General features: G+C 41.3%; 17 protein-coding genes, 1 rRNA gene and 2 pseudogenes. 10 read left to right on the plus strand and 10 right to left on the minus strand.

Translation table 11 applies throughout. From position 1 onward, the window contains the following. A 5S ribosomal RNA gene (rrf, locus tag H6G92_RS41335) occupies positions 1 to 103 on the plus strand; the annotation flags it as partial. A 133-nt stretch (positions 104 to 236) separates the two neighbouring features. Here the strand turns inward: rrf and H6G92_RS39615 are convergent. The 3 genes and pseudogenes from H6G92_RS39615 to H6G92_RS20530 form a co-directional block, all read right to left on the minus strand. After that, positions 237 to 1557 (minus strand): annotated as a pseudogene (locus H6G92_RS39615) (IS4 family transposase); the annotation flags it as partial. 492 nt (positions 1558 to 2049) lie between these two features. Beyond that, positions 2050 to 2919 carry a DUF5895 domain-containing protein gene (locus H6G92_RS20525; RefSeq protein ID WP_190895449.1) on the minus strand — a complete coding sequence of 290 codons (870 nt, stop codon included), beginning with the start codon at positions 2917 to 2919 and terminating at the stop codon, positions 2050 to 2052. 256 nt (positions 2920 to 3175) lie between these two features. Then, complete coding sequence (locus H6G92_RS20530) at positions 3176 to 3880, minus strand: haloacid dehalogenase type II (RefSeq protein ID WP_190895450.1); 705 nt, start codon at positions 3878 to 3880, stop codon at positions 3176 to 3178. 379 nt (positions 3881 to 4259) lie between these two features. On the opposite strand from H6G92_RS20530, the gene H6G92_RS20535 reads away from it, so the two are divergent. Genes H6G92_RS20535 through H6G92_RS20550 form a run of 4 tightly spaced genes read left to right on the plus strand, consistent with a single transcriptional unit; the run spans position 4260 to position 9003 of the window. Continuing rightward, positions 4260 to 6023 (plus strand): ScyA-related TPP-binding enzyme, encoded by a 1764-nt coding sequence (locus H6G92_RS20535; protein ID WP_190895451.1) that lies wholly within the window; start codon positions 4260 to 4262, stop codon positions 6021 to 6023. 23 nt (positions 6024 to 6046) lie between these two features. Further along, positions 6047 to 7195: a 3-oxoacyl-ACP synthase III family protein gene (locus tag H6G92_RS20540; protein WP_190895452.1), complete on the plus strand. Its 1149-nt coding sequence runs from the start codon at positions 6047 to 6049 to the stop codon at positions 7193 to 7195. Between the two features lie 41 nt (positions 7196 to 7236). Further along, a complete protein-coding gene (locus tag H6G92_RS20545; RefSeq protein ID WP_190895453.1) occupies positions 7237 to 8286 on the plus strand; it encodes an SGNH/GDSL hydrolase family protein in 1050 nt (349 codons plus the stop codon). A gap of 33 nt (positions 8287 to 8319) precedes the next feature. Then, positions 8320 to 9003, plus strand: a complete 684-nt coding sequence (locus H6G92_RS20550; protein ID WP_190895454.1) for a class I SAM-dependent methyltransferase — start codon at positions 8320 to 8322, stop codon at positions 9001 to 9003. Positions 9004 to 9048: 45 nt separating this feature from the next. On the opposite strand, the gene H6G92_RS20555 is transcribed toward H6G92_RS20550, so the two are convergent. Continuing rightward, positions 9049 to 12624, minus strand: a complete 3576-nt coding sequence (locus tag H6G92_RS20555; RefSeq protein WP_190895455.1) for a WD40 domain-containing protein — start codon at positions 12622 to 12624, stop codon at positions 9049 to 9051. Positions 12625 to 13000: 376 nt separating this feature from the next. Here H6G92_RS20555 and H6G92_RS20560 point away from each other — a divergent pair, with 376 nt between their 5' ends. Then, complete coding sequence (locus tag H6G92_RS20560) at positions 13001 to 13180, plus strand: CopG family transcriptional regulator (protein ID WP_190895456.1); 180 nt, start codon at positions 13001 to 13003, stop codon at positions 13178 to 13180. A gap of 470 nt (positions 13181 to 13650) precedes the next feature. Here H6G92_RS20560 and H6G92_RS20565 read toward each other — a convergent pair whose 3' ends face one another. Continuing rightward, positions 13651 to 13797, minus strand: coding sequence for a ribbon-helix-helix protein, CopG family (locus tag H6G92_RS20565; protein WP_094348756.1), 147 nt, complete (start codon positions 13795 to 13797; stop codon positions 13651 to 13653). 1079 nt (positions 13798 to 14876) lie between these two features. Between H6G92_RS20565 and H6G92_RS20570 the strand changes: the two genes are divergently transcribed. The 3 genes from H6G92_RS20570 to H6G92_RS20580 all read left to right on the plus strand — a co-directional run bounded on the left by H6G92_RS20570 (position 14877) and on the right by H6G92_RS20580 (position 18227). Continuing rightward, entirely contained in the window at positions 14877 to 15725 is an 849-nt protein-coding gene (locus tag H6G92_RS20570; protein ID WP_190895457.1) for a prohibitin family protein, read from the plus strand. 81 nt (positions 15726 to 15806) lie between these two features. Next, entirely contained in the window at positions 15807 to 16223 is a 417-nt protein-coding gene (locus H6G92_RS20575) for a DUF1824 family protein (RefSeq protein WP_190895458.1), read from the plus strand. A 75-nt stretch (positions 16224 to 16298) separates the two neighbouring features. Next, a complete protein-coding gene (locus tag H6G92_RS20580) occupies positions 16299 to 18227 on the plus strand; it encodes an ABC-F family ATP-binding cassette domain-containing protein (RefSeq protein WP_190895459.1) in 1929 nt (642 codons plus the stop codon). A gap of 599 nt (positions 18228 to 18826) precedes the next feature. Here H6G92_RS20580 and H6G92_RS20585 read toward each other — a convergent pair. The 3 genes from H6G92_RS20585 to H6G92_RS20595 all read right to left on the minus strand — a co-directional run bounded on the left by H6G92_RS20585 (position 18827) and on the right by H6G92_RS20595 (position 21511). Continuing rightward, positions 18827 to 19246, minus strand: a complete 420-nt coding sequence (locus H6G92_RS20585; protein ID WP_190895460.1) for a hypothetical protein — start codon at positions 19244 to 19246, stop codon at positions 18827 to 18829. 699 nt (positions 19247 to 19945) lie between these two features. Continuing rightward, on the minus strand, positions 19946 to 20506 hold the full coding sequence (locus tag H6G92_RS20590) for a nitrate transporter (protein WP_199344896.1): 561 nt from the start codon (positions 20504 to 20506) through the stop codon (positions 19946 to 19948). A 429-nt stretch (positions 20507 to 20935) separates the two neighbouring features. Next, on the minus strand, positions 20936 to 21511 hold the full coding sequence (locus H6G92_RS20595) for a TIGR04376 family protein (RefSeq protein WP_190895461.1): 576 nt from the start codon (positions 21509 to 21511) through the stop codon (positions 20936 to 20938). Between the two features lie 149 nt (positions 21512 to 21660). On the opposite strand from H6G92_RS20595, the gene H6G92_RS20600 reads away from it, so the two are divergent. Further along, positions 21661 to 23178: a DUF3131 domain-containing protein gene (locus tag H6G92_RS20600; RefSeq protein ID WP_190895462.1), complete on the plus strand. Its 1518-nt coding sequence runs from the start codon at positions 21661 to 21663 to the stop codon at positions 23176 to 23178. Between the two features lie 106 nt (positions 23179 to 23284). Here H6G92_RS20600 and H6G92_RS20605 read toward each other — a convergent pair whose 3' ends face one another. Both H6G92_RS20605 and H6G92_RS20610 read right to left on the minus strand, forming a co-directional pair. Continuing rightward, positions 23285 to 23683: a Uma2 family endonuclease gene (locus H6G92_RS20605; protein ID WP_190895463.1), complete on the minus strand. Its 399-nt coding sequence runs from the start codon at positions 23681 to 23683 to the stop codon at positions 23285 to 23287. Continuing rightward, positions 23680 to 23829: pseudogene (locus H6G92_RS20610) on the minus strand (addiction module protein); the annotation flags it as partial. The gene H6G92_RS20605 and the pseudogene H6G92_RS20610, both read right to left, overlap by 4 nt. Positions 23830 to 23941 lie beyond the last annotated feature (112 nt).

A 23941-nucleotide genomic window follows, 5' to 3' on the forward strand; every position in this document is an offset into this window, starting at 1 on the left:
GCGGTGGAACCACACTGAACCCTTCCCGAACTCAGAGGTGAAACGCTGCTGCGGCCACGATAGTTTAGGGGTAGCCCTACGCAAAAATAGCTCGATGCCAGGATTCATTTTTCTATCAAAGCCCCCTAGCTCATATCGCAGCTAGGGGGTTTTGATTTCAGGAATCTACTGCTAAAACAACACACTATCACCATTCGTGAGAGGTTAAAGTAATTGCACATTTGTCAAGAGGGTGCAGGAAAAGGGGATAAATCCAGCCTGGAGACTGGTTTTCGCAAGGATTTGACAACTCCTAAATCTTGATTTTCAGGAGCAGTAAAGTATTTAATCAGGTCATCAGCCTTCCCTTTGTCGTAAGCGACACTAAAATGATACAAACCACGAAAGATCATCTCTAAAGAAATGCGGTCAAATGGCAAAGATAATTCATCAGCTACCGCATCTCCTAGGTCTACTAAAACTGCATAAAATAGCCAAGTAGCCCACACTTGTAATTTGACACCATTAATAGAACCAGTCCACAAATAAGACAGCCCTAATAAACGTTTAACTGAATAAAAAGCCTCTTCAATTCGCCAACGTCGGCGATATAAATCTGCCACAACATAAGGAGGTAGTATTTGTGGGTCGAGGACAGAAGTAATATAAGAATAGCTAGTTTGACCAACTTTTATCTCGATTAAACGTAAAGTAAGAACTGGTGCGCCACGACGAACAGTACCAAGTTGAATCAATCGGTCTTTAACTAAATGGTCATAGCTAAAAATTTTTAAGTATTTAATAGATGCTTTCGCTTTTAAACGAGTAATAAAATGAACATCTTGTAAATTAAGTTGTTGTAAAAACTGGAAATGGTAAAAACCTCTATCAAGTAAAATTAGAGTTTTAGCAGGCAGTAAATTTAGTAAAGGAGCTTCTCCCAAAGGGAGACGCTACGCGAACAAAATTAGTCTCTGATGCGGCAGGATTGGTGTGAAACCAAACTTCTATCGGTAAACGATTAACCAAATCAACAACTGTACAGATTTTTCCTGCCAATTGACCTGTTTTCAAGCCTTCCAGGCTTTTTAACTTTCGGAATAAGGCTTCTAGTGTTGAGCCATCAGCAATCCAAATTCGTTCAAAATTACAGAGTGCAAATTTAACACTATCTGGCAATGGCCGTTTGAGTCGCTGTTGCCAATTAAGTTGTAATCGAGGCAACAAATCTTTAAATACATTTTCAAATAATTCGGCAGGAAAAACTAAAAACCTTTCTGATAGTGACTGTTGAGCAACATTAGTAGCGCGGCACCATAATAGGTCTTCTCTTGCCAACAAACGAGTTAATTCCTGTACTCCCGGAACTTGCCGCCATAACAGTGTTAAAACTGCGGCGACCATTAACGGCAAATTTAGAACTCTGTCTCGTAATCCTAACTGTTTATAGTATTTTTGTTGAGCAAAAATAGCAGGAGTTAATAAAGCTTCTAAATGCGACGCAATCGCTCCATTATTTATAGTAGGAGTATGATGCCGTTTTGCGTGGTCAGAGTTTCGTTTTGAGAGCTTAGGCATGGCGATAAACCAAACTTTTCGTTACCTAGTTTGATAATTGAATTTACCTAATAATAAAACTCAGTTTTAAGAAAATTATTCTGTTGTTACAATGCTGTTTCATCTCACATCTAAGCTGCCAAAAACCTTATGAAAATGATAATCAAATTAGAGGGGAAAGAGGCGAGCGTCGCTCGCCTCTTTCCCCTCCCCCGCACACGATTATCATTTTTATTTAAGTTATATTGAGTCTTTTAACCGATTGACAAAATGCGCTTTATTTTAACCTCTCACCGATGCCTAGTTGATTTTTAACGCCGATTTTGACTCTTTTTAAGCTATTCCTCAGTTCTCTTTGACCAAGATTATAAACCAACAAGCACAGAGACATTAAGAATAACATCGTCTCGATTCTTATCAGCATTTTCCACAAATTCGATTAATTTGATATTCTCTAGACTGTATAATGCACTATTACAGACCATAATGCTCTCAAAATTTATTTACTCCCACCTAATAGGGCGGATAAGCAAAATCATCTTCATCAGCATAAACGTAAGACTTGGAAACCCCTGCCATTGCCAATTTAGGCATTTCTGATTTTACAGGTTCCTTCCCAAAATCTTTGTATTCTTCAAAAGTCTTGCAAATCATTGCAGACTCAAGTGAATCCGAAGCAATTAAGTATTGTGTTAAAGTCCCTACCGTCGGATGTTTGTAGTCTACAGTTGAAGCTACCAGAACTGTATTTGGTTCAATACCTCTTTCTTCACACTCAATTATGGGGCAAAAAATCCCATGAGCATGAAACAAAGGGCCTTTTGGTGTCAAAGGTTGTTTGCGATAGACAGCATAAGCCTTTTCTAGTTCAGCAACGAATCCACTAACTACTTTACCTTGTTGATATTCACAGTAGGTTTTGCTGAAACTTGCTCCGGCGGCACCATTAAGTGTTAGTTGTAGTGGTGATTCATGTAAAAACTTTTTATTCTCACCCACTATAAAAATTAGATAGCGAGTAAAGGTTTTAAATTTAAGTTTGTCGGCTAAAAAAGCATCATAATTATCTTTGAGCGTACCTAGCTTTAGACCACTTTCTCGGTCTTTGACAGACAATGGTCCCCGACGCACTAAAACCAAGTGTGGAGTAGTGCTAATAAAGACTGTTTCGACTCCAGAGCTAAATTCATGCTCCACTTGCTGCCAATTATCATCTGGCACAAAGCCAACAGCATGAGCATTATCTAGCTTAATCGCCAAACCGTGAGATTGTATACCATCTGTGCCATACCGAGGATTAATCATCTGACACCAAGGGATGACTTGAGAAGGCGGTGCATTGAATTTCTCGTCTTCAAAGTCGAAATTAGCAGATGCTTTCATCGTTTTAGGCTATCAAAGTGTTTTATTGAACAAGTATTATCGGCAGGGCACTGATCTGGAGAGACAGAAGCAGAGCGTTGATACGAGCGTCACCCGTCCCTTGCACTTTGCCCTCATAAAGAAGGGCTAATGTGGTCTCAAACTGGTGTAGTAGTTTTTCCAGAGTAAGGCAGAATCAATCTATGTTGCAATCCCTGTTTCGTTTTGTAACAACAGAACCTCATTGAAACAGTGCTGGGCACTCAACACTTATTGCTCAGTATTGTTTCAGTGAACTCAAAGCAGTGAGAGTCTTTAAATCAGGCACTTCTAAGTCGGGTTGACTTACTGCTGATACTGTGGTTGATAATCCTTTTTGGTCTGCTCGACGGTTTACCCAGACTGTTGATAGTCCCAAAGATTTGGCTGTAACGATATCATGATATAGACTAGCAGCAACGTGTAATATCTGCTCTAGCGGCAAATTAATTTTCTCAAGAGCCAGTCTGAAGTTGTTTAAGGAGGGTTTGTAGCTTCTTGCCTGTTCTGCTGTTATTATTTGGTCAAATTCCACCTCTAAGTACTTTGCCGAGAAAGCAAAGAGATCGTCATCTACATTTGAGATAATTACCAGCTTAAAATTTTGCTTGAGAGTTTTAAGTGCCTCAACTGTATCGGAGAAAGGCAGCCAATGCTGAATCGATTCAGCCAGTGACTTTAGTTCGTCAGCAGTTGGCTCAAAGTCAAATCTTCCACCAAATTTCTGGACTACCCTCTTCAAAACTTCTCGGTATTTGATATATTCTCCTTTTTCCATTTCTGCTTCAAACTCAGCAAAAAGTGCCAGAATTTGATTTTCATCGAGATTAACGTTGTGTGCCAGCAGAAGTGGCTTGAGCACCCCTAAGATCCCGTTTTCCCAATCAATCAGGGTTCCGTAACAATCGAAAGTTAAAGCCCTGTACTGATTTAAGTTAACCACCTTTTTATACTCCAGAGCTTGATTAGTAGTGTTCAGTTTTCACAAACCAAAAGACGGGTGAACCCATCTGGTTGGCGCAGCCCGCAGCAGGCATCGCCACATTTGCTCCTCTTAAACTCTCTTAACATTTCTTTGATATCAAAGCAGAGTTTAAGTTGGTAAGCAAGAAAAGACCAAACTGTGTGAAGATAAGCAAGTAGATTGGCACAACAAAACTAAACTATCTTAAATAAAGATGAAGTGGGCTAAAAACCTCTTGCCTCTTGCCTTCAGCATGGCTGCTTGCTGCATGATTTAAACGACAAATATTTGCACTGACCTACTTTGGGTGTGGGATAATATTATCCCACAGAGGAAATTATTCCTAAGTATATTTTCTATGGATGTTAAATTTCAGGATACACAAGCGAATACCACTGAACAATTAAATTCAAATAAACAGCTATTTGACATCAAGCCATCCGTAACTTTTTCGGTAGCAGAGGCAGTGGTAAAAATCCTGAAAGACATGGGAGTGCAATATGCCTTTGGTGTTTCGGGAGGCGCGATCGCCCCCGTGTGGGCAGCGTTACATCAAAGTTCTATCCAGGTGCTGCACTTTCGCCACGAAGCTGGAGCAGCTTTTGCAGCCGTTGAAGCACACTTTGCTAGCGATCGCCCGATTGTGGTATTCACTACTACAGGGCCGGGAATCACCAACGCTTTGACTGGGTTGTTAGCTGCCCGTTGGGAGGGAGCTAAGGTGATCCTCGTGTCAGCTTCAACCTCAGCACCACAGAGGGGGCGTTGGGCTTGCCAAGAAACTAGCACTTACACTATGCCTAGCGCCGGGATTTTTACTTCAGGGCAAATATTCCATTATGCAACCACTGTCGAATCTAGTGATGAACTCACAGAGGTTTCTCGAAGGCTTTCTCTTGGACTAGGACAACCAGGAGGATTTGTAGCTCATATAAGTATCCCTACAAATATTCAGACAAGTTCATTAAAAACATCATTGCCACGAGTAACTCTGTCTCACAGTGTGGCAACAGCAACTGAAGAAACAATTACAAAATGTGTCCAGTTAATGTCTGAGGGGCCGTTTGCCATTTGGGTCGGTTTTGGGGCACGAGGTGCTGCAAAAGAGATTTGCCAGCTTGCTGAAAAGACAGGGGCTGCTGTAATGTGTTCACCACGGGCTAAAGGTATTTTTCCTGAAGATCATCCTCAGTTTGTTGGCGTCAGCGGCTTCGGTGGGCATGAGTCTGTTTTTAGGTACATGCAGGAGTATCGGCCCTTACGCACCTTAGTTCTGGGAACACGCTTAGGCGAACGCACATCACTCTTGCTCCCTGTGATGGTACCTTTGCGGGGCTTTTTGCATGTTGACATCGACCCAGAGATACCAGGAACTGCATATCCATCTGCTGAGACCTTTGCGATTCCATCTGACATCAAAGTGTTTGTGAAGGGTCTGTTGAAACACTTTTCGCAGCATCCTGTTCAGTTGACAAAACCGATACTATCTAGACCTGAACACAGTATAATCAATCTACGTACATACGGAAAAGTGCGTCCCGTAGTGCTTATGGATACTATTCAAAGACTGATTGTTGAGGGAAGTGATGTATTGGTGATGGCCGAGTCAAGCAGTTCGTCTGCTTGGGCAAATTACATGCTGCGGTTTGCCAAGCCACATCGTTACCGAAACTGTAGCGGTTTTGCATCTATGGGGCATATTACCACTGGCGTTGTTGGTGCGGCACTAGCTCGTCGTGGTAAAGCGATCGCCATTGTTGGTGACGGTGCCATGCTAATGAATAACGAGATCAGCACAGCTGTGAAGTACCAGATTCCAGTTGTCTGGATAGTACTTAATGACGGACGCTACAACATGTGCGATCGAGGGATGGGGATGTTGGGCTTCCAGGGTGTAGATGCAAATATTCCCCAAACCGACTTTGTTAAAATTGCTTGCGGGATGGGAGCCGATGGTATTCGTGTCGAGAGAGAGGCTGACATTGAGGCGGCTCTGAAGAAAGCAATAGCAGCGATCGCTCCATTCGTGGTTGATGTAGTCATTGACCCTACTCAGCCTGCACCAATTGAAAGTCGTATTCAGAATTTGATTACCCAGAGTAGTAGAAATTATTACTACTAACCTAGTATATAAAAGAAGTTTTTATGGCACAACATGCAGTAGGTATTCGCTCACTCGCTGTAAGCTTACCTAGCATTAAACGTAACAACGATTACTACAGAGAAAAATACCCGGAATTGGTTGCTCAAGCAGAGCAAAAAAGTTTAGGAAGGTGGTTCACTCTTGATGGCTCCACCCCCAAGAGTGAGTTTGACTTAGAGATGGTGCCTTATCTATCAGATCCCTTTCGGGGGACTGTCGAACGGTGGGTGCTAAGTCCAAATGAGTCACCACTAATGCTACAGTGCCGTGCGGTAAAAGATACCCTTGCGGCTGCAAAGCTTTCTCTGGAAAATGTCGATCTGATGCTTGTTGCCTCGATCTGGCCTGAACAAATCGGATTTGGTGATGCTGCCTTTCTGGCGCGTGAGCTAGGTTTGCAGGGTGCAGCTTGGAATATCGATGCAAGCTGTGGTAGCACTCTAATTGCGTTGCAGACTGCTTATGCTTTGGTTTCGGCAGAACAGTATCACAACGTACTAGTAGTTATCTCATGCTCTTACTCTCACTTTGTCCCCGAAGATGATACTGCCTCATGGTTTCTTAGCGATGGTGCTGGAGCTTTTGTGGTAAGTAAACTTGAATCACATCAGGGTATTCTTGGTATTAAGACTATTCATGCTGGTGCCCTGTCCGATCTAGTTTACCCTGCGATCGCCAAGGATATACAGGGCAACTTGCAGGTTCATATGCAGGTCAGCAAGGATGCAAACAGATTAACTCGCGAAACGGCTGTAGGGTTTCTCCGCACTTGTTGTGAAGGTGCTATCAATGCAGCAGGTGTGACCCTTGAACAAATAGACTTTTTTATTTTCAACACACCTACGGCTTGGTTCGCACGCTTTTGTACGCGCGTACTGGGTATTAATCCAGAACGTACAATCGATCTCTATCCACAATATGCAAACATTGGGCCAGTACTTACTATAGTTAATATGTACCATGCTGCACAGTTAGGAAAAATTAGCGAAAATGACTTAGTTCTTGTTTATGGATTTGGTGCAGCAGGTGCTGCCTCTGCGAGTGTGATGCGTTGGGGCAAAGTAGCGCTAGGTTCTGCTCCTATCCATAAAATAGAATCTGACTTGGCAGTGACAAGTTCTAAAGACAGAACCAAAGCTCCTTCTTGTTAAGGTTGTTTACCAACAATTAATATTTATCTGAGTAGTTGCCTGTGAAGAAACAAATTCTTGCGACCGAAATTTTTATTTTATCTCTCATATTTCCGCTCAAAGTTTTAGCACAGAATAATGACGAGATTTATGTATTTGGTGATAGCCTCTCTGATACAGGCAATGTATTCAATGCCACAGGTGGAATTATTCCTTCAAGTCCAACTTACTTTAATGGACGTTTTTCCAATGGCCCAATTTGGGTGGAATATCTCGCCTCCAATTTAGGATTAAACTTGAATCTAAACACCAACTTTGCCTATGGTGGCGCAACCACAGGGTCTAAGAATATCGGCATTGCTAGTTTACCAGGATTGCAGCAACAGATTAATAGCTTTACATCAACAAATCCTTCTGCAAACTCGAACGCCCTCTACGTCATCTGGGCTGGTACGAATGATTATTTAGATTACTTTTTTGGTGACATTCCCAATCCTACCCAAGCAGTCAACAATTTATCAGTATCAGTAACGTCGCTTGCTGCTGTTGGTGCTAAAAACTTTCTGGTGGTTAACTTACCAGATTTAGGAAAGTTTCCAGTTACAGGCGGCAATAATCAAGATTCCAGCTTACTGAGCACTTTTACCAGTGCACACAACTCCAGTTTGACTGCAAATCTCAACTTTTTGAGCCAGCAACTCAGCCCTGATATTAATCTCATTCCTCTTGATGTTAATTCTTTATTCAATACAATCATCGCTGCTCCAGAAGAATTCGGTTTTACAAATGTTACCGAATCTTGTGTTGGAGACTTATCGGTAGTGCCCATTAATGTTCCCAAGCAGCCAGTTGCTTGTGAACCAGATAAGTTTTTATTTTGGGATCAAGTCCATCCTACAACCTCCGCTCACAAACTAATTGGAGAATTAGCTTTTTCAGCCGTGAAGCCAATACCTGTATCCGAACCTTCTGCTGTATTAGGAATGTTGGCGCTTGGTGTTTTAGGTGCAGTTGGGTGCGCGGTTGAGAGATACAAAAATGAGCGTCAAGTTAGGGCAAAAATTGTACTTATACCTGTTTTTGAAGTTATTCATAGGGGAAGTCCAGAGTAATGAATTAATAATGTAAGTTTTGGAATAAAAGTTATGGGGATTAAGTTTGAGAAAATCCTTATATGGGGACGTTCTGCTGAAGAATACACCAAGATGTTTGGTTTAACTCTTGAAGATAACAAACTGAAAATTATTGACTGTGCAGGTGGTCCTGCAAGCTTTAATGTTGAGATAACCCGTAGAGGAGGCAATGTTGTCTCTTGCGATCCCATCTACAAATTAAGTAAAACTGAGATTGCTCGACACATCCAAGAAGCTAGCCGTGAAGTCATGAATGCGGTGCAAGGAAATCCAGATAATTTTGTTTGGCAGGATATTCAATCGCCAAGCCAGTTACTAAAGATTAGAATATCCGCAATGCAGGAATTCATTGAAGACTTTTCTTTAGGAATTCAGGAGAAACGTTATGTTACAGGTGAGCTACCTACTTTACCATTTGCTGATCGAAAATTTGATTTAGCCTTATGTTCTCATTTTTTATTCATCTATTCTGAACACCTATCTGAAGAGTTCCATCTCGCTTCTATTGCAGAAATGTGTCGAGTTGCTATAGAGACACGCATTTTTCCGCTGCTAGATACCTCTGGCAAGCTATCTCCATTTTTGCTGCCAGTCATAAACCAATTGATCAAGCAGGGATATGAAGTAGAAATTAGACAAGCATCATATAAATTTCAGAAGACTGGAGACAAGTTCTTGAGTGTATCAAAAAGCTAAGTCTTGAAAAAAGTGATTTAGTTTTTTTATGATAATCCAGGTTTTTCATCTGAAAACTGTAGGATTGCCTTCTCCATGAATAACTGCTCCTAAAGCTTTCAAAGAGGCTCTCTGAGCCTCCGTTATACCTGTAATGCCAGTGACGTTCATGCCTTGATAGGGTCTATCATTCCTCAAAATTCTTAGACACTCTCCAGTCTTCACATCCCATATTCTAATTGTATCATCTTGACTACTACTAGCCAGGGTTTGATCATGGGCACTGAAGGCAAGTGACCAAACCCACTTGGTATGTCCTGACAAAGTTTTGAGGCATTGTCCACTATTGACATCCCATAACTTCACCATTTGATCCCCACTCCCACTCGCTAGAAGGTTTCCATCCGCACTAAAGCTGACTGAGTAGACAGAACTGGTATGACCTTGTAAAGTTCTAAGGTGTTTACCTGTTCTCGCATCCCATAACTTTACCGTTTGATCGCTACTGCCACTCGCTAAAAGCTGCCCATCAGGACTAAAGCTAACTGACCACAGCCAATCAGTATGTCCTTGAAGCGATTCAAGGCATCGACCAGTGTTGACATCCCACAATTTCACTGTTTGGTCATGACAACCACTAGCTAGTATCTGACTGTCCGGGCTGAAAGCGATAGACCAGACCCGATGGCTTTGTCTATTAAAGGTATTAATGCATTGACCTGTACTGCTATCCCATAGCTTTATTGTGCGATCGTCGCTGCTACTTGCTAGAATCAGACCATTTGGGCTGAAGGTAACAGCTAATATACGGTTACTGTGCCCATTTAAGTTTGTTAAACATTGACCAGTGTTGACATTCCACAATTTTATCGTTTGGTCTTCACTGCCACTAGCTAAAATGCGACCATCTGGGCTAAGAGAAACTGATGTAACCCGATTATTGTGTCCCCGCAAGGTTTGAAGACACGTACCAATGCTAGCATCCCAAAGCCTTACAATTTTGTTAGACCCACTACTAGCCAACATATAACCGTTTGGGCTGAAGGCGACAGACCAAACTCCATCACAATAACCTTGAAAAATCCTAATACAACGACCAGTACTGACATCCCACAGCATAACTTTTTGGTCATCACCGCCACTAGCCAGAATGTAGCTGTCTTTGTCGGAACTTAGTGCAACTGTCCATATTCGGCTGCTGTGTCCTCTCAAAGTTCTAATACATTTACCTGTAGCAACATCCCAGACTTTCACCGTTTGATCATCACTACCGCTAGCAATAATATGTCCATCCAAACTGAAGGTAACAGAATGTACTGAGTCAGTATGACCTTGTAGCGTTAAATAGCATTGTCCTGTGTCAACATTCCATAGCTTCACTGTGTGATCATGACTAGCGCTAGCCAAAATGCGACCATCTGCACTGAAGGTAACGGAATGTACTCGATTGGTATGTCCCTCCAATATTTTAATACATCGACCACTGTTGATATCCCATAGATTAAGGGTATGATTGTCATTTCCAGTTACCACTGTATGACCATCGGGGCTGAAGGCGATTGACCATACACTATAATCATCTACCGATAAAGTCTTAAAACACAGACCAGTCTCTATATCCCAAAACTTCACAGTTTTATCCTCACTGCTACTTGCCAGCATGTGACCATTCGTGCTGAAGGCGATAGACTGGATACCACTGCTATGCCCTTGCAAATTTGCAACACACTGACCAGTGCTAACATTCCATAGCCTCACTGTTTGATCGTCACTACCGCTAGCCATAATATCTCCATTAGGACTGAAGGTAACTGATCGAACCCAACCAGCGTGGCCCCTGCAAGTGAGCATCTGTTGTCCATCTACAACCTGGTACAGGCGAATCTCATTATTAGTATCGCCCGTAGCTAGAAGTTTGCCATCGGGGCTAAAGGCTACCGAAAAAATACCACCGAGGGTTTCCGCAAAAACACACTTAGCGAGATCGGCATGAGCAAAATTTGCATTGTGCAAATTCATATTACGCATATCTGCTTGCCAAACAGTCAGATAAGAAAAATCATAGCCACTTAAATCTGTTTCTAAATTAGAAAGCAAATTCAGAATATTTCCAGCCGTATACCCTGGTTCTAACGGCGATGTTTCTCGGAGTTTTACTAAAAGTTGAGTTAATTTATTTTCAATGTTTCTTTTACTTCTTAAAACATTAAGCAATCCATCTATAACTGATTTGATTATGAGACGAAGTTGAGTGTCTTTAATATAGTCTTTACCTGTCGCCTTCATCAGAGCATGACATCTAAATAAATTAATATTCTGAGTGACAATTTCTTCACAGACGTTTTCTATCAAGCTACTAGTCACATACTCCATAACTACAGGCTGGAGAGTAAAAAGTGATCCAGTTTTTTCAATGAGCGTAGGCGTAGCCTTCTCGATTAGCGATCGCCTTCCTAAAGATTCTACAGCCTCTAGTAATTTAGCTTGGGGTACTGGTGATATAATATCGTCTCGCAATTCTGAGAGGGTAATCGACTCACGATTAATCGCTAGCCAGTACATTATATTCTTTTCTAAATCTGACAAGCGCTCAAACTGCTGCTCTAAAATATCGCGAATATCTCCAAAAACAGCCGTGTCTTGTTGCAAAAATCCAGTCACATTACCATCAAAAACATCTTGAATGGTCGTGGCAACTATCTTCAAGGCTAATGGATTGCCTCCATAGCGTTCAATCATTACTTTCCATTCATCCTCGGCCGCCGATAGCCCCTTGAGTTTTAAGATTTCTTGTCCTTCCCCCACCTTCAAGCCACTCAGTAGTAATGAGCGAACAGGTAGTGCTTCTCCTTCCAGTAATGCCACTTCTTTCGGTTTTTCACGACTAGTCAGCACTAAGCAGCTTTGGTGAGTTGCTTCTCCTACCCGTCTTAAAAGCTCACCATATTCCTCATATCCTTCTCGATAAAGTCCGGCACGGCTACCACTACGGAGAATTGACTCTGCATTATCAAGGATCACCAAACAGCGATGATTTTGCAAATAATAGAGTAGTCGCGATACCCTCTCACTAAAGCTTTCTGATAAGTTACCTTCTATTTCCTGTTCATCAGATAGAAATTGGATCAGGTTACTTAGAATAATTTTAACAGGTGGAGCTTCTCGTAGCGATCGCCAGATCACATACTCAAAGTTGTCCTGAATCTGTTGAGAAAACTTTACAGACAGTGTTGTTTTCCCAATGCCTCCTATCCCCAATAATGTCACCAATCGGCAGTGCTCATTGAGAATCCATTGCTCTAGCGTGGCAAGTTCTTCTGTACGCCCATAAAAAACTGAGTTAAAGATAGCTTCTCCCAAATCTAGACGAGTATTTGAGCTTGAATAGTCACTTTTATCTATTTTTAGATGAAAAGCTAAAAATAGCTTTTCAAGAGTCTGTTTATCAACTCCTCCTTCCCGATTCAAGACTTTCGAGATGGTAGCGGAATATAACCCAGAGCGGGCACTCATTTCTTCAAGAGTGTACCTGTTTCCAAAATTTTCCTTTGCTTCTGATTGATGCTTTGCTTGCTGAATTTTTTGTAACCCCTTGGTAGTAAGTGCAACGCCACGCTTGCGTCTCCAATTCTGTAAAGTCATGTATTAACTCACGTTTGGGTAATCGCCTTTAACTAAAAGGAATTATCTACTAGATTGCTAAAGATATGAGGTGATAGCTATCACAAACGAATAATTTCATGTTGCAAAGGATTTCAAGGAGATGTATGCCCAAAACAGAAAATCTGGTCTGTGGGGCATTGCTGACATAAACTCTTGAGCCAAAAGCTTCTTGCACTACACGTAATGGCTGATTAATTACGTGTGGCTTTAGTTATTTAATACCTTCAACTTTCAGTAACATATTTTGGGTGTAAAGCTTAAGTTCAATCTCAAAATCTCGATTTTCACTGGTAAAGACGTTTGTGAATTGGCAAACTTGATAAAGAAAGTTTGTATATATCTAGCCTATCAATCAATGAATAAAACTGCTGCACTTAAATTTCCCCGTTTGGCAACCTCCAGCAAGAAAAAGGCGCTTAAGCGAATCACCTTAAACTTGACATCAGATGAAGCTCAGAACCTTGAAAAGTATTGTGAACAGACAGGTAGGCCAGCAATAGATGTGATTCGGGAACTCATTCAAACCTTGCCTTGACCTGATTTTTCACACCCAGTTGAAAAAGCCCCAGTCCAGAAGAGTTATGACTAAAGTAGAAGATTTTGCAGTTTTACTCTGAAAAGAGTAATTCAAGAGCAGTAATCATAGATTAGACCCTCACGACTGGATATTTGCTGTTTCAATACTGTTGTTTGTTGCGAAAATACTAAAAACAAGAGTTAGAAATTCTTCTCTGACAGAAGTTGCGACAGAATAAGGATAGCCGCCGAATCGGAGAAACAGTCTCTCACTCGTCATTGTGCAACTCAATAATAGTTATCACGTCTATCTTATTTCGGCGTGCTGCGCTCGTTTACGGCGGGCATAGCACGCCTTCACTCAATATTTACATCCTTCTCAATCCTCACAAAAAATTATCAATCGTTAACTTAAACCTCCAATTCAACCAAACTTTAATGCTTATAACTTGAGAACGAACCAAGGTTAAATGGTTCGCAAATCCATTTTTATTTCGTCAGTGGCAAGGCTCGAATGAGTTCTCGAATCACATCCGTTGCTGGTCTGCCTGTCTGTTCACAATACTTTTCAAGGTTCTTAGCTTCATTTGATGCCAAGTTTATAGTGATTCGCTTGACGGCCCATTTTTTGTTCATGCTGAAACAGATAAATCATGTAATCATCGCTTCAAACCTGATTTTACCTTCCCGACTGCTAAGTAACCTAAATTCAGTAGACCGAAAAGTTTTGCGATACCTAGGTTGGACTACGCCTACGCCAAAAATAGTAGTTTCTAATACAGTTTCTCAATAGCCCAAAAAGTTGATTGCTTTTAATGGCTTATAAAATAAACTTATAAATTAATCGCCTAGAAGCAACCCAAGCCAGTCCTACGTCAGATGCACTTCACAGACTACTCCATAGTTGCGTATGGTTTAACGTAAAAACTCCAGCATCTGTCTAAGGGTAAATAGATTAGAGAAAACTTCTCGATCTCTTGAAGGTGGCTAACCTGCTGTTTGAAGAGTTAGTTGGCGCGATCGCAAAATGAAAGTGGTACAACATTATATTGCTAGGTGTAGGGGCACGGCACTGCCCATACGTGTCAACTTAAGGTGAAACCCATCCTAGAAGCAGCTTTTAGATATTGTCTCGTTGTCTTGTTCCCAGTCTCCGACTGGGAATGCTGTCCTAGAGGCTCCGCCTCCTTTGCTGGCGGCTCTGCCGCTTTTGAGTTGCATTTCCAGCCTCTTGCTGGAAACGAGATTTGAAAAGGCTTTTAGCTTAAGTTGACACCAATGGGCACTGCCGTGCCCCTACGGGTGTACCTCACGTAAACTCAACGCACTGGGAACGGTTGATACTAAACAAAATCTTATTGCTGTTGTCAGATTCCCTGAAGCTGTTTACTGAGAAGAGGGATTTTATCTATTGTCAAAAACGGCGTGGGAATTTACTGAGCTATTGATTACTACTTTATCCCCCATCTTCAAATAGCTGATGACTAATCCCCTACACTGAGCGTAGGGGTTTTAAAATCTCTAAACGGTTACTAGAGTGAAACTTAAACTAGAAACTGAGTTTACTCAAGTCAAAGCAAAAGTTTTGACTATTTGCTACTCTCAGATTTAACCGTACTATTTTAATCAGGACTTACCACTCAGCGAGAAATCGGAGCGGCTTGTTGTCAGACATCTGAACTTCGGTAACTCAGCACTCACACGGAGAGAGGAATTTGAAAAATCAGGAATTGGGAAATTGGCAAACCACAGTTTTCGGAATTGTGTTAGCAATACTAGTGATTCTCGGGCTAAATTCTTTTATCATTATTAACCCAGGACAAGCAGGAGTGATCAGCATCTTGGGTAAAGCCAGAGATGGCGCTTTATTGGAAGGAATTCACGTGAAACCGCCTTTTATCTCAGTGATAGATGTGTATGATTTGACTGTGCAAAAGTTTGAAGTGCCAGCGGAGAGTTCTACTAAGGATTTGCAAAATTTATCTGCGAGATTTGCGATCAACTTTCGCCTCGATCCTGTAAAGGTAGTTGAAGTTAGAAGGAAACAAGGAACTTTAGAAAATATTGTATCAAAAATAATTGCACCCCAGACCCAAGAAGCATTTAAAATTGCAGCAGCTAGAAGAACAGTAGAAGAAGCAATTACCAAAAGAAGTGAATTGAAAGAAGACTTTGATCAAGCGTTAGGCGATCGCTTAGACAAATATGGGATAATTGTGTTAGATACTAGCGTAGTTGATTTAGCATTCTCACCAGAATTTGCCAGAGCAGTGGAAGAAAAACAAATTGCTGAACAACGGGCGCAAAGAGCCGTTTATGTAGCACGGGAAGCAGAACAAGAAGCACAAGCAGACGTTAATCGCGCCAAAGGTAGGGCAGAAGCTCAAAGACTCTTAGCAGAGACACTCAAAGCCCAAGGAGGACAGTTAGTTCTGCAAAAAGAAGCAATTGAAGCTTGGAGGACTGGCGGCGCTCAGATGCCCAAAGTTCTCGTTATGGGTGGTGACTCAAAAAGCGGTATCCCCTTCATGTTCAACCTTGGAAATATCCAAAATCAACCTTGATTTGAGTAAAGAATACTTAGTTAGTTGGGCTAGTCCCAACTCAAACACAACAGAAAACCAAGAAGATAATAATCGAAGTTTATGTCAATCCCCAATCATCAGAATCTCACCGCTGAAGAAGCGAAAAAATTACTGAATAAATTCAACTGTCTAGACATTGCTCCCATCCTTAATCCATCAGAAAAAGTAGTAATTCGTAATGCCTTAATTTTGCTCACCAAACTTGCTGATTATCAAATCTTAGGAATTTGTGCCGATACAGCAGAAGAAGGAATACTGGCTATGAAGACATATTCTCTGGCTTTAGGTTATGAACCACCAGATAATTTGTCTACGCCTGAAGGCCCAGTTTATATCAAATTAAATGGTAAAAATGGCTTGTGTTATCTCGATTCCTATGATGGACATCATCGTGGTGTATTAGTATCTTGTCAATCTTATGACGAAGAGGGAATAAACGAAATGTATGGACATCTTCCCTTGGATTTATTCGTATAGAATTCGGCGAATGAATGTAGGTAGGGTATGTGCCTTACCTACTAACTAATGAGCAATGAAAAATTACTAAATATTATGAGTATTATTACACTACAATCAGTCACAAAAGACTTTGGCATCAAAGAGATTTTAAAAGATGCTAGCTTTAGCCTCGATGCTACTGACAAAGTTGGCTTAATTGGTACGAATGGTTCAGGAAAATCAACCCTATTAAAAATGATCGCAGGGTTAGAATCGATTGATAGTGGTCAAATTTTAATCAACTCCGGTTCTAAAATTATCTACTTACCCCAGCAGCCAGATTTAGATGAAAATCACACAGTTTTAGAGCAAGTTTTTGCTGATAGCGGTGAACACATGGCTTTGGTGCGTGAGTATGAAGAACTCTCAGATAAATTGGCTCACTATCCAGATGATAGCCAACTGATGTCTCGCCTTTCTGTGGTGATGCAACGGATGGATACAAGTGGTGCTTGGGAACTAGAAACTAATGCTAAAATCATCCTTACCAAATTAGGAATTTCTGACTTTGATGCCAAAATAGGCACTTTATCTGGCGGCTATCGCAAGCGGATTGCTTTAGCATCAGCGTTGCTAGCAGAACCAGATGTTTTGCTCATGGATGAGCCGACAAACCATCTCGATGCTCTTTCTGTAGAATGGTTACAAAGTTATTTAAATCGTTATCGCGGCGCACTTTTTCTAATAACCCACGATCGCTACTTTTTGGATCGCGTTACCAATCGGATCATTGAAATTGACCGAGGCGACATTTACACCTATACAGGCAACTACTCATATTACCTCGAAAAGAAAGCCTTAGCTGAAGAATCTGCCGTAAGTAGTCAACGTAAACATCAAGGCTTACTGCGGCGCGAGTTGGAATGGCTCAAAAAAGGGCCGAAAGCCAGAAGTACTAAGCAAAAAGCTAGAATTGACCGCGCTCATGCTTTGCGAGATACTGAATTTAAACAAGTTCAGGGTAAAGTTGATATTTCTACAGTTGGTCGTCGCATTGGCAAAAAAGTTATTGAATTAGACAACATTTCTAAAGCCTATGATGGACGTACCCTGATTAATAATTTCACCTATGAATTTAGCCCAGAAGACCGCATCGGCATTATCGGCGCTAACGGTGCAGGTAAATCTACTTTAATGGATATTATTACTGGTCAGATTAAGCCAGATTCTGGTATTGCAGAAATTGGAACTACAGTTCACATCGGTTATTTTGACCAGCATTCTGAAGAATTGCTCACAGCTTTAAACGAAAATCAGCGCGTGATTGACTACATCAAAGAAGAAGGAGAGTTTATTAAAATTACCGATGGGACTCAAATTACTGCTTCTCAAATGTTGGAGCGGTTTTTGTTTCCTGGTAATCAACAGTATGCACCAATTAATAAACTTTCTGGTGGTGAAAAACGCCGTTTATTTCTGTTGCGGGTTTTGATGAGTGCGCCCAATGTCTTAATTTTAGATGAACCGACAAATGATTTAGATGTTCAGACATTGGCAGTACTAGAGGATTATTTAGAGGATTTTGTCGGGTGTGTAATTGTAGTTTCTCACGATCGCTACTTTCTTGATCGCACCATCGACACAGTATTTTCCTTTGAAGAAGGCGGTAATCTCCGGCAATATCCAGGTAATTACTCGATTTATCTCGACTATAAGAAGGCTGATGAAGCACAGCAACAAGCTGCGAACACTAAGGAGAAACCCAAAAATGCCGAAGTCCAAAATGGTGCGGCTTCACCCAAGGATGTAGAGAATACCAAGCGGCGGAGGTTATCCAATTGGGAGAAAAAAGAATTTGAGCAGTTGGAAGGTAAAATTGCCCAGCTAGAGGCTGAGAAAGCGGAAACCGAGAAAACCCTAGCGAATGTCTCACCGGGGAATTACAGCCAAGTGCAAAAACTCTACGATCATGTGGAAAAGCTCAAGCACGCGATCGATGTAGCGACTGAACGCTGGTTAGAATTGGCTGAGATGGAATCTTAAATTAAGAATACCTTAGCCATCTACTGCGGAGCGCCCTATCTCTTCATAATCTTTTTTTGGCTAAGGTATTGAAGTACAAAAGTTAATCAAAAACAAAAGCGGTCTTTATCGAAGAAAGGCAGAAGGCAGAAGGGATAAATCCCTTCTATTCTTGCCCGAACCATCTGCGCGACCGTAGGGAGCAAGGGTTTAAGACCCCCACCAAATTGAAAATTTGGTGGCTCCAAATCAAGAGGGGTTTGAATCCTATAAGTGAAAAGAACCTTCTGCCCTCTGCCTCCTGCCTTCTGCCTTCTTCAACTTTAGCAACACAATTGGTTGTAAAGTATTGCGGCGATTCAAAACAGTCTTTGTTTTGAGATAAGCTCAATGTAGCGTTCAGACATGATGGGGTTATGAAGAATGAAACCTGTTTTGGATGCTCAGGTATCACAGCCTATATGCCAAAGTTCCTGGTATTTAGCGCCTACGTTGTAAGAAAACTTATGATTTTCTGATGACAGATGCTCAAGGGCAGACATCGAAGCAATTTGCTGCGCCTGAAGGTTTTTATTGATAATTCGTGCTGGGTGACTAAATTACGAGTTATCAATGACAGATTATCTTCTTCTGGGTCTGTTATCTAATAAATTAACCGCAGCACCAGCAGCAGCACCATTGACACCATTTTTCCAGGTAGTTCTACAACCACCAGAAATTGCACCTGCCAATACACCAGCACCAGCACCTACAGCGATATCTTGAACAGGTAAACGTCCGTTTCTTCTTCTGGCTCTGGTGCGTCTTGCACCATTGGCAGCATTAACAGCAGCACCAGCAGCAGCACCTTTAAAAGCATTGTCTAATACCGAACCACAATTTGTTACAACCCCACTTAATACACCTGCCCCGGCTCCAATGGCTGCATTATTAAGAACTCGGTCATCAGCAGAAGCAGGTTGAACCGGGATTAAGCTAGTACCAGCTAAAGTAGCAGCCATCAAGCCAGGTAGGAATGCGCGTTTTAGCATGTTTTGCATGGTAGTACCCTCTAAAAATCTTACGATTGCTGAACAATCAAATTTCAGTGCGCTCGCTAATCCTCATATTTCTAATTTTAGACAATAGCAATATTATCTAAAATTAGGATATTTAGATAATTGCACCCACTAAAACGTAATTTTAGCCCAAAGCTTGTTGTATTTACTGAGTGGACAATAATTAAACTGACCAAGCCCCGTTGGGGCGAGTATAGGGTGTGGGGTGTAGCGAAAGAAATAGCCCCAACAACTGGATAAGCTGTTAAGTATTTAATTTGCACATTGAGATCGCAGGGGGGCAGGGAGCAAGGGAGAGGGTTTGCAGCCTTTATTACCATGAAAATGATGCAATTTAAATGACGATTAGCTTACAAGCCCCATCTTTTAAGATGATTGCATTGATCGGGGTTTCAGAGCTACGTTCAATGCCGTATCCTCTACACCCTACCCCCACACCCAACTTCATGACACATTAACTAAAACTAAAAAACAGTAAACCAAAAAGTTTTTCCTCAAAGAGCGATCGCTAGATGGAGACTAGTGGTCTGTCAAACCTAAATTTGTGAGTTTATGGAAAAATGGAGAGGCTATTCGTTGTCAACCGCTCCATTGGTTTCAGGAACTCCCCATGTCCAAAGGCTATATTGTCCAGTTGAGTCCGGAGGATGGCAGGGTGCAATTCGCAAGCCTAGATAAAATTTAGGAAGATTTTTTCCCATCTGAAACCATTTGCGAGAGAATATAGGCTCCAAAATCTAGTACCTGATCCAGCAAAAAGCCAATGATACCGATGTAGATGATCACCTGGATTATATAATCGACATTACCAGCTTTATAAGCTTCCCACAGGGTAAACCCAAGTCCTTTTGGGCCTGTTAACATTTCTGTAGCAATAACTATAAACCAAGCTACCCAAATGCTTACTTTAAAGGCATGAAATAGATGAAATATAGCGACTCGAAAGTTATTGTTCTGTCTATGAAAATGCCGCATCCCTATTGCCGTATTAATAATCATCGTCCAGAGAGTTCCCAGAAAAACTACTATAATAGCAGCCGATTCGCTTTCTTGAAATGCTATTAGGGCAATAGGTAACAAAGCTATAGGAGGGATACTATGTGGTATCTGAAATATCAGCCTAAATAGCTGATAAATCATGCTATTCATGCCTATTAAATAACCAATAAAACTACCCAATACAGCGGCTGGAATGTAACCCACAAATAACCGTTGCAGGCTAGCTAAGATGTCTAAAAACATATTATTTCCTATGCCTCAGTTTTCATTGAGAATATCTGGGAAATACTGTGGCAACAACACAAAATAGTGAATAGAAAAGTTATTTTAACTGTATTTCCTCTTTTCTTAGTACAAGATTTCCTAGATTCTCTCTTCCTTGGCGGTTACTCAAAAAAATTAGGTGTTTTTACGATGTGATAGTAGTAGTACAAAGAAGAGGTAAAACTTGTATTTACTAAACTTTATCAGAAAAGCAAATCCTGATTAGTAAATTAAATACAATTTCTAGAATTGACTTGTTTGATGGTTATACTAAGTATGAATATCTAAAATTTTTAATCCTAAATAAATATCAAGATTTGTTATTAGCAATACAGATATTAAATAAAATAAGAAGTAAGAAGGATGAAAATTATTTAACTTTCATCCTTTAGAATTTAACCTTTGCGATTATTTACCTAAATTACGCTTCATTTGTTCTAACTCATCCTGAGTTTCCCAGCTACGGAACTTCTCTTCTAAGTCATCAAAACCACTAGAATAACTGCTAGTTTGATTCGACCAGCCGCTGGTTTCAAAACGCTGCTGAGTTTGCGCTTTAGCACGGGCTGTCTGTGCTTCTGCGGCTTTAGCTTGCACCTCTTGTCGTCGCTGCTGAATTTTTCGCAGTAGTTCCTGAGATTGGTTAATGCGTTCTTTCAGCCCTTGCATATGTCCCCAACGCTGATTTCCTTCGCGCAACAGGGCTGCTTCTCGCTCACCCGCCGCAGCCGCCAAATCTTCTCTACCAGCGTTTTTGGCTTTTTGAACACGGATATGCCAACGCTGAATTTCTTGAGCGGTGGACAGAATTTCTTCTTGCGATCGCTTCTCTTGTACTTGTAAATCTGCAATCAGCTTTAATGTGCCTTCCTCTTGCTCACGCAGCTGTTCTAGCAGCGCCTCTAACTCCAAATGTGGATTGTTACGCAAGAATTCTTCTAAACGGTTTTCTAAAAACCGACTCAAATCATCAAATAAGCCCACTGCTAGAACTCCAGAGATCGGGTGCGTGACTATTTTATTGTAGTAGTCAGGTGGACTTCTGGGTGTTAGTTAGATTTGAAAGTTGGGAAGAATGTATTTGGTGAAACTACGCAAACAACGCTGACTTACAAAATAAGGCTTTAATCAGTATGAGTTCTGATTTTCAACCGCCACCTAAGAGCTTGTCCATACTAGCTTCTGTCGGAGGAGTAGTTACTGCTGTAATAGCGATCGCAATTTTAACTAGTTGGTCTAAGCAACTTTCCCAGACTTCTATAGAAAAACCTGAAATATCAACATCCGAAACTGCTTCACGCCAATTGGTACAACCGGAGAAACCCCAAAGTCCCCTCTCTTCTGCCCAAGAAGCTGAAATAGTTGCTAGCCTTGATGCGAAATCTGTAGTTTTGCCAGGTCAACCCATTCCTAAGAACCAACTAACAGTAGCGATAATTCCCTATGTTGCTCCTGGAGTTGGAAAACTGACCCCAGAGGAAACGACAACTGCCCGCCAAGCTTGGTCATACTTCCAGCGTAACTGGAACGATGAAACTGGCTTGGTCAATTCTGTTGATGGCTTTGCTTCTGTCAGTATGTGGGATCAGACAGCTGCTATCGCAGCTTTGGTCAGTGCTAGAGAACTCAATATCGTGCCTGTGGCTGAATTTGATGCCAAAATGACCAAAATGTTGAAGACATTGGCATCTATGCCTTTATACAAAGGGGAACTACCCAACAAAGTCTACAATGCAAAAACCCTTGTACCCGTTAATTATGGTCAACTAGAAAAACGCGAAGAAATTGGTTGGTCAGCCATCGATTTAGGGCGGATGGCAATCTGGCTGAAGATTGTCGGGGCAAAGTATCCAGAGATGCGACTAGGAACAGAAGCGGTTTGGAAGCATTGGCAAGTCAAGCGTCTCACCAGAAGGGGACAAATGTACGGTACTGCTGTTATCAAAGGTAGGGAACAGTATAACCAAGAAGGTCGCTTGGGCTATGAGAATTATGCTGCATACGGTTTAAAGCTTTGGGGCTTGGATGTTAATAAAGCTTTGGATTATCAGTCCCATGCTGCGTTTGTTGATCTTTACGGAGAAGGAATTCCTTACGATCTCCGCGACTATAAAAACTCTGGAGCTAATAACTACGTTCTTAGCGAACCCTATATATTAGATGGCATCGAAACTGGGTTTCAAGCTTTGCCTAAAGCTTATGCCGATCGGATTTTAGCTGCTCAAGCAGCGCGTTACCAAGCAACCAAACAATTAACTGCCATCACCGAAGACAACTTAGATCGCTCTCCTTACTTCGTTTACAGTAGTCTGTTTGTCAACGGGAAACCTTGGGCAACCATTACAGATACCCGACAACAGCACAACGATTTACGATTTCTCAGTGCCAAAGCTGCGATCGGCTGGCATGTGCTTTACAATACTACTTACACCAGCCAGTTATTTGATTTTGTCCAAGCTAACCTTAAATCTAAAGATGGCTGGTACAACGGCTTTTATGAGTCTCTACGTCAGCCGAATAAAACTCTTACCGCTAATAATAATGGTGTTATTCTAGAAAGTTTACTGTACAAGCAAGTTGGACAACCGCTCACCGTTTGGGCAGGAGTTAAAAGTCAGAAGTCAACCGAGAGGGCTATCAGAACACGATAACTTAAACTTACAGCTAAGGTTCTCAGATAGTAAAAAAATTGGCGTTGCATATCGGAAGAACTGTACCTATATACATCTGTTCATCACTCGATTCAGCAACGCCATCCTATGGCAAAAATCTTTGAACAGATACTGAAACATCTGCAAATGCTAACGGTGTAATCGTTCCTTGCTTAATAGTATATTCTTCAACATACTTACCATTTTGAGGGTTTCTGAACACAATCATCTGTTTAGCCGATAAACTTAAAACCCAATATTCTTGAATCTCAGCCGTCGCATAAATCACAGCCTTGATCTCCAAGTCTTTGTTTAAGCTTGTCTTGGTAACTTCTACAATCCAGAAGATATCAGGAACAGGATGGGGATCGCTATGCAATATCCAAGGTGTGCACCAACTAATTGTATTGATAAATGCCTGCGCTACCTCAGTACGCTCTTCTGTATAATATTGAAAGGCATTAGGATATTCTGTGAGAGCTTCAGGATGAAATACATACCTCATTGCTGAAGTAACTGCCTCACCTGAGCCAAAGCTTCTTCTCCAAGAATTGATTGTACAGAACCATCCCGAATATCATCTCGTCGTTTCTTTGCTTCAGTAGTCCAAACTGTTTGAATGGTTGGATCGGCTCCAAATTCTAGGCTTTCGACTAACTTCTCTTATAAACTTTCACCGTATACAGACCCCGTTTAAGGAAAAAAGATACAAAATTTCCGTGTAATTCACCCTGATATTTAGAACTTTTGCGAATATCATTCA

The organism is Nostoc foliaceum FACHB-393 (genome assembly GCF_014698505.1).
GTDB lineage: Bacteria > Cyanobacteriota > Cyanobacteriia > Cyanobacteriales > Nostocaceae > Nostoc > Nostoc foliaceum_A.

Bases quoted from the DNA above. Each gene is read 5' to 3' on its own strand.
- H6G92_RS20525 (WP_190895449.1), bottom strand. From the start codon at position 2,919: ATGAAAGCATCTGCTAATTTCGACTTTGAAGACGAGAAATTCAATGCA.
- H6G92_RS20555 (WP_190895455.1), bottom strand. From the start codon at position 12,624: ATGACTTTACAGAATTGGAGACGCAAGCGTGGCGTTGCACTTACTACC.
- H6G92_RS20585 (WP_190895460.1), bottom strand. From the start codon at position 19,246: ATGCAAAACATGCTAAAACGCGCATTCCTACCTGGCTTGATGGCTGCT.
- H6G92_RS20560 (WP_190895456.1), top strand. From the start codon at position 13,001: ATGAATAAAACTGCTGCACTTAAATTTCCCCGTTTGGCAACCTCCAGC.
- H6G92_RS20575 (WP_190895458.1), top strand. From the start codon at position 15,807: ATGTCAATCCCCAATCATCAGAATCTCACCGCTGAAGAAGCGAAAAAA.
- H6G92_RS20580 (WP_190895459.1), top strand. From the start codon at position 16,299: ATGAGTATTATTACACTACAATCAGTCACAAAAGACTTTGGCATCAAA.
- H6G92_RS20605 (WP_190895463.1), bottom strand. From the start codon at position 23,683: ATGAGGTATGTATTTCATCCTGAAGCTCTCACAGAATATCCTAATGCC.
- H6G92_RS20540 (WP_190895452.1), top strand. From the start codon at position 6,047: ATGGCACAACATGCAGTAGGTATTCGCTCACTCGCTGTAAGCTTACCT.
- H6G92_RS20535 (WP_190895451.1), top strand. From the start codon at position 4,260: ATGGATGTTAAATTTCAGGATACACAAGCGAATACCACTGAACAATTA.
- H6G92_RS20590 (WP_199344896.1), bottom strand. From the start codon at position 20,506: ATGTTTTTAGACATCTTAGCTAGCCTGCAACGGTTATTTGTGGGTTAC.
- H6G92_RS20565 (WP_094348756.1), bottom strand. From the start codon at position 13,797: ATGAACAAAAAATGGGCCGTCAAGCGAATCACTATAAACTTGGCATCA.
- H6G92_RS20600 (WP_190895462.1), top strand. From the start codon at position 21,661: ATGAGTTCTGATTTTCAACCGCCACCTAAGAGCTTGTCCATACTAGCT.
- H6G92_RS20550 (WP_190895454.1), top strand. From the start codon at position 8,320: ATGGGGATTAAGTTTGAGAAAATCCTTATATGGGGACGTTCTGCTGAA.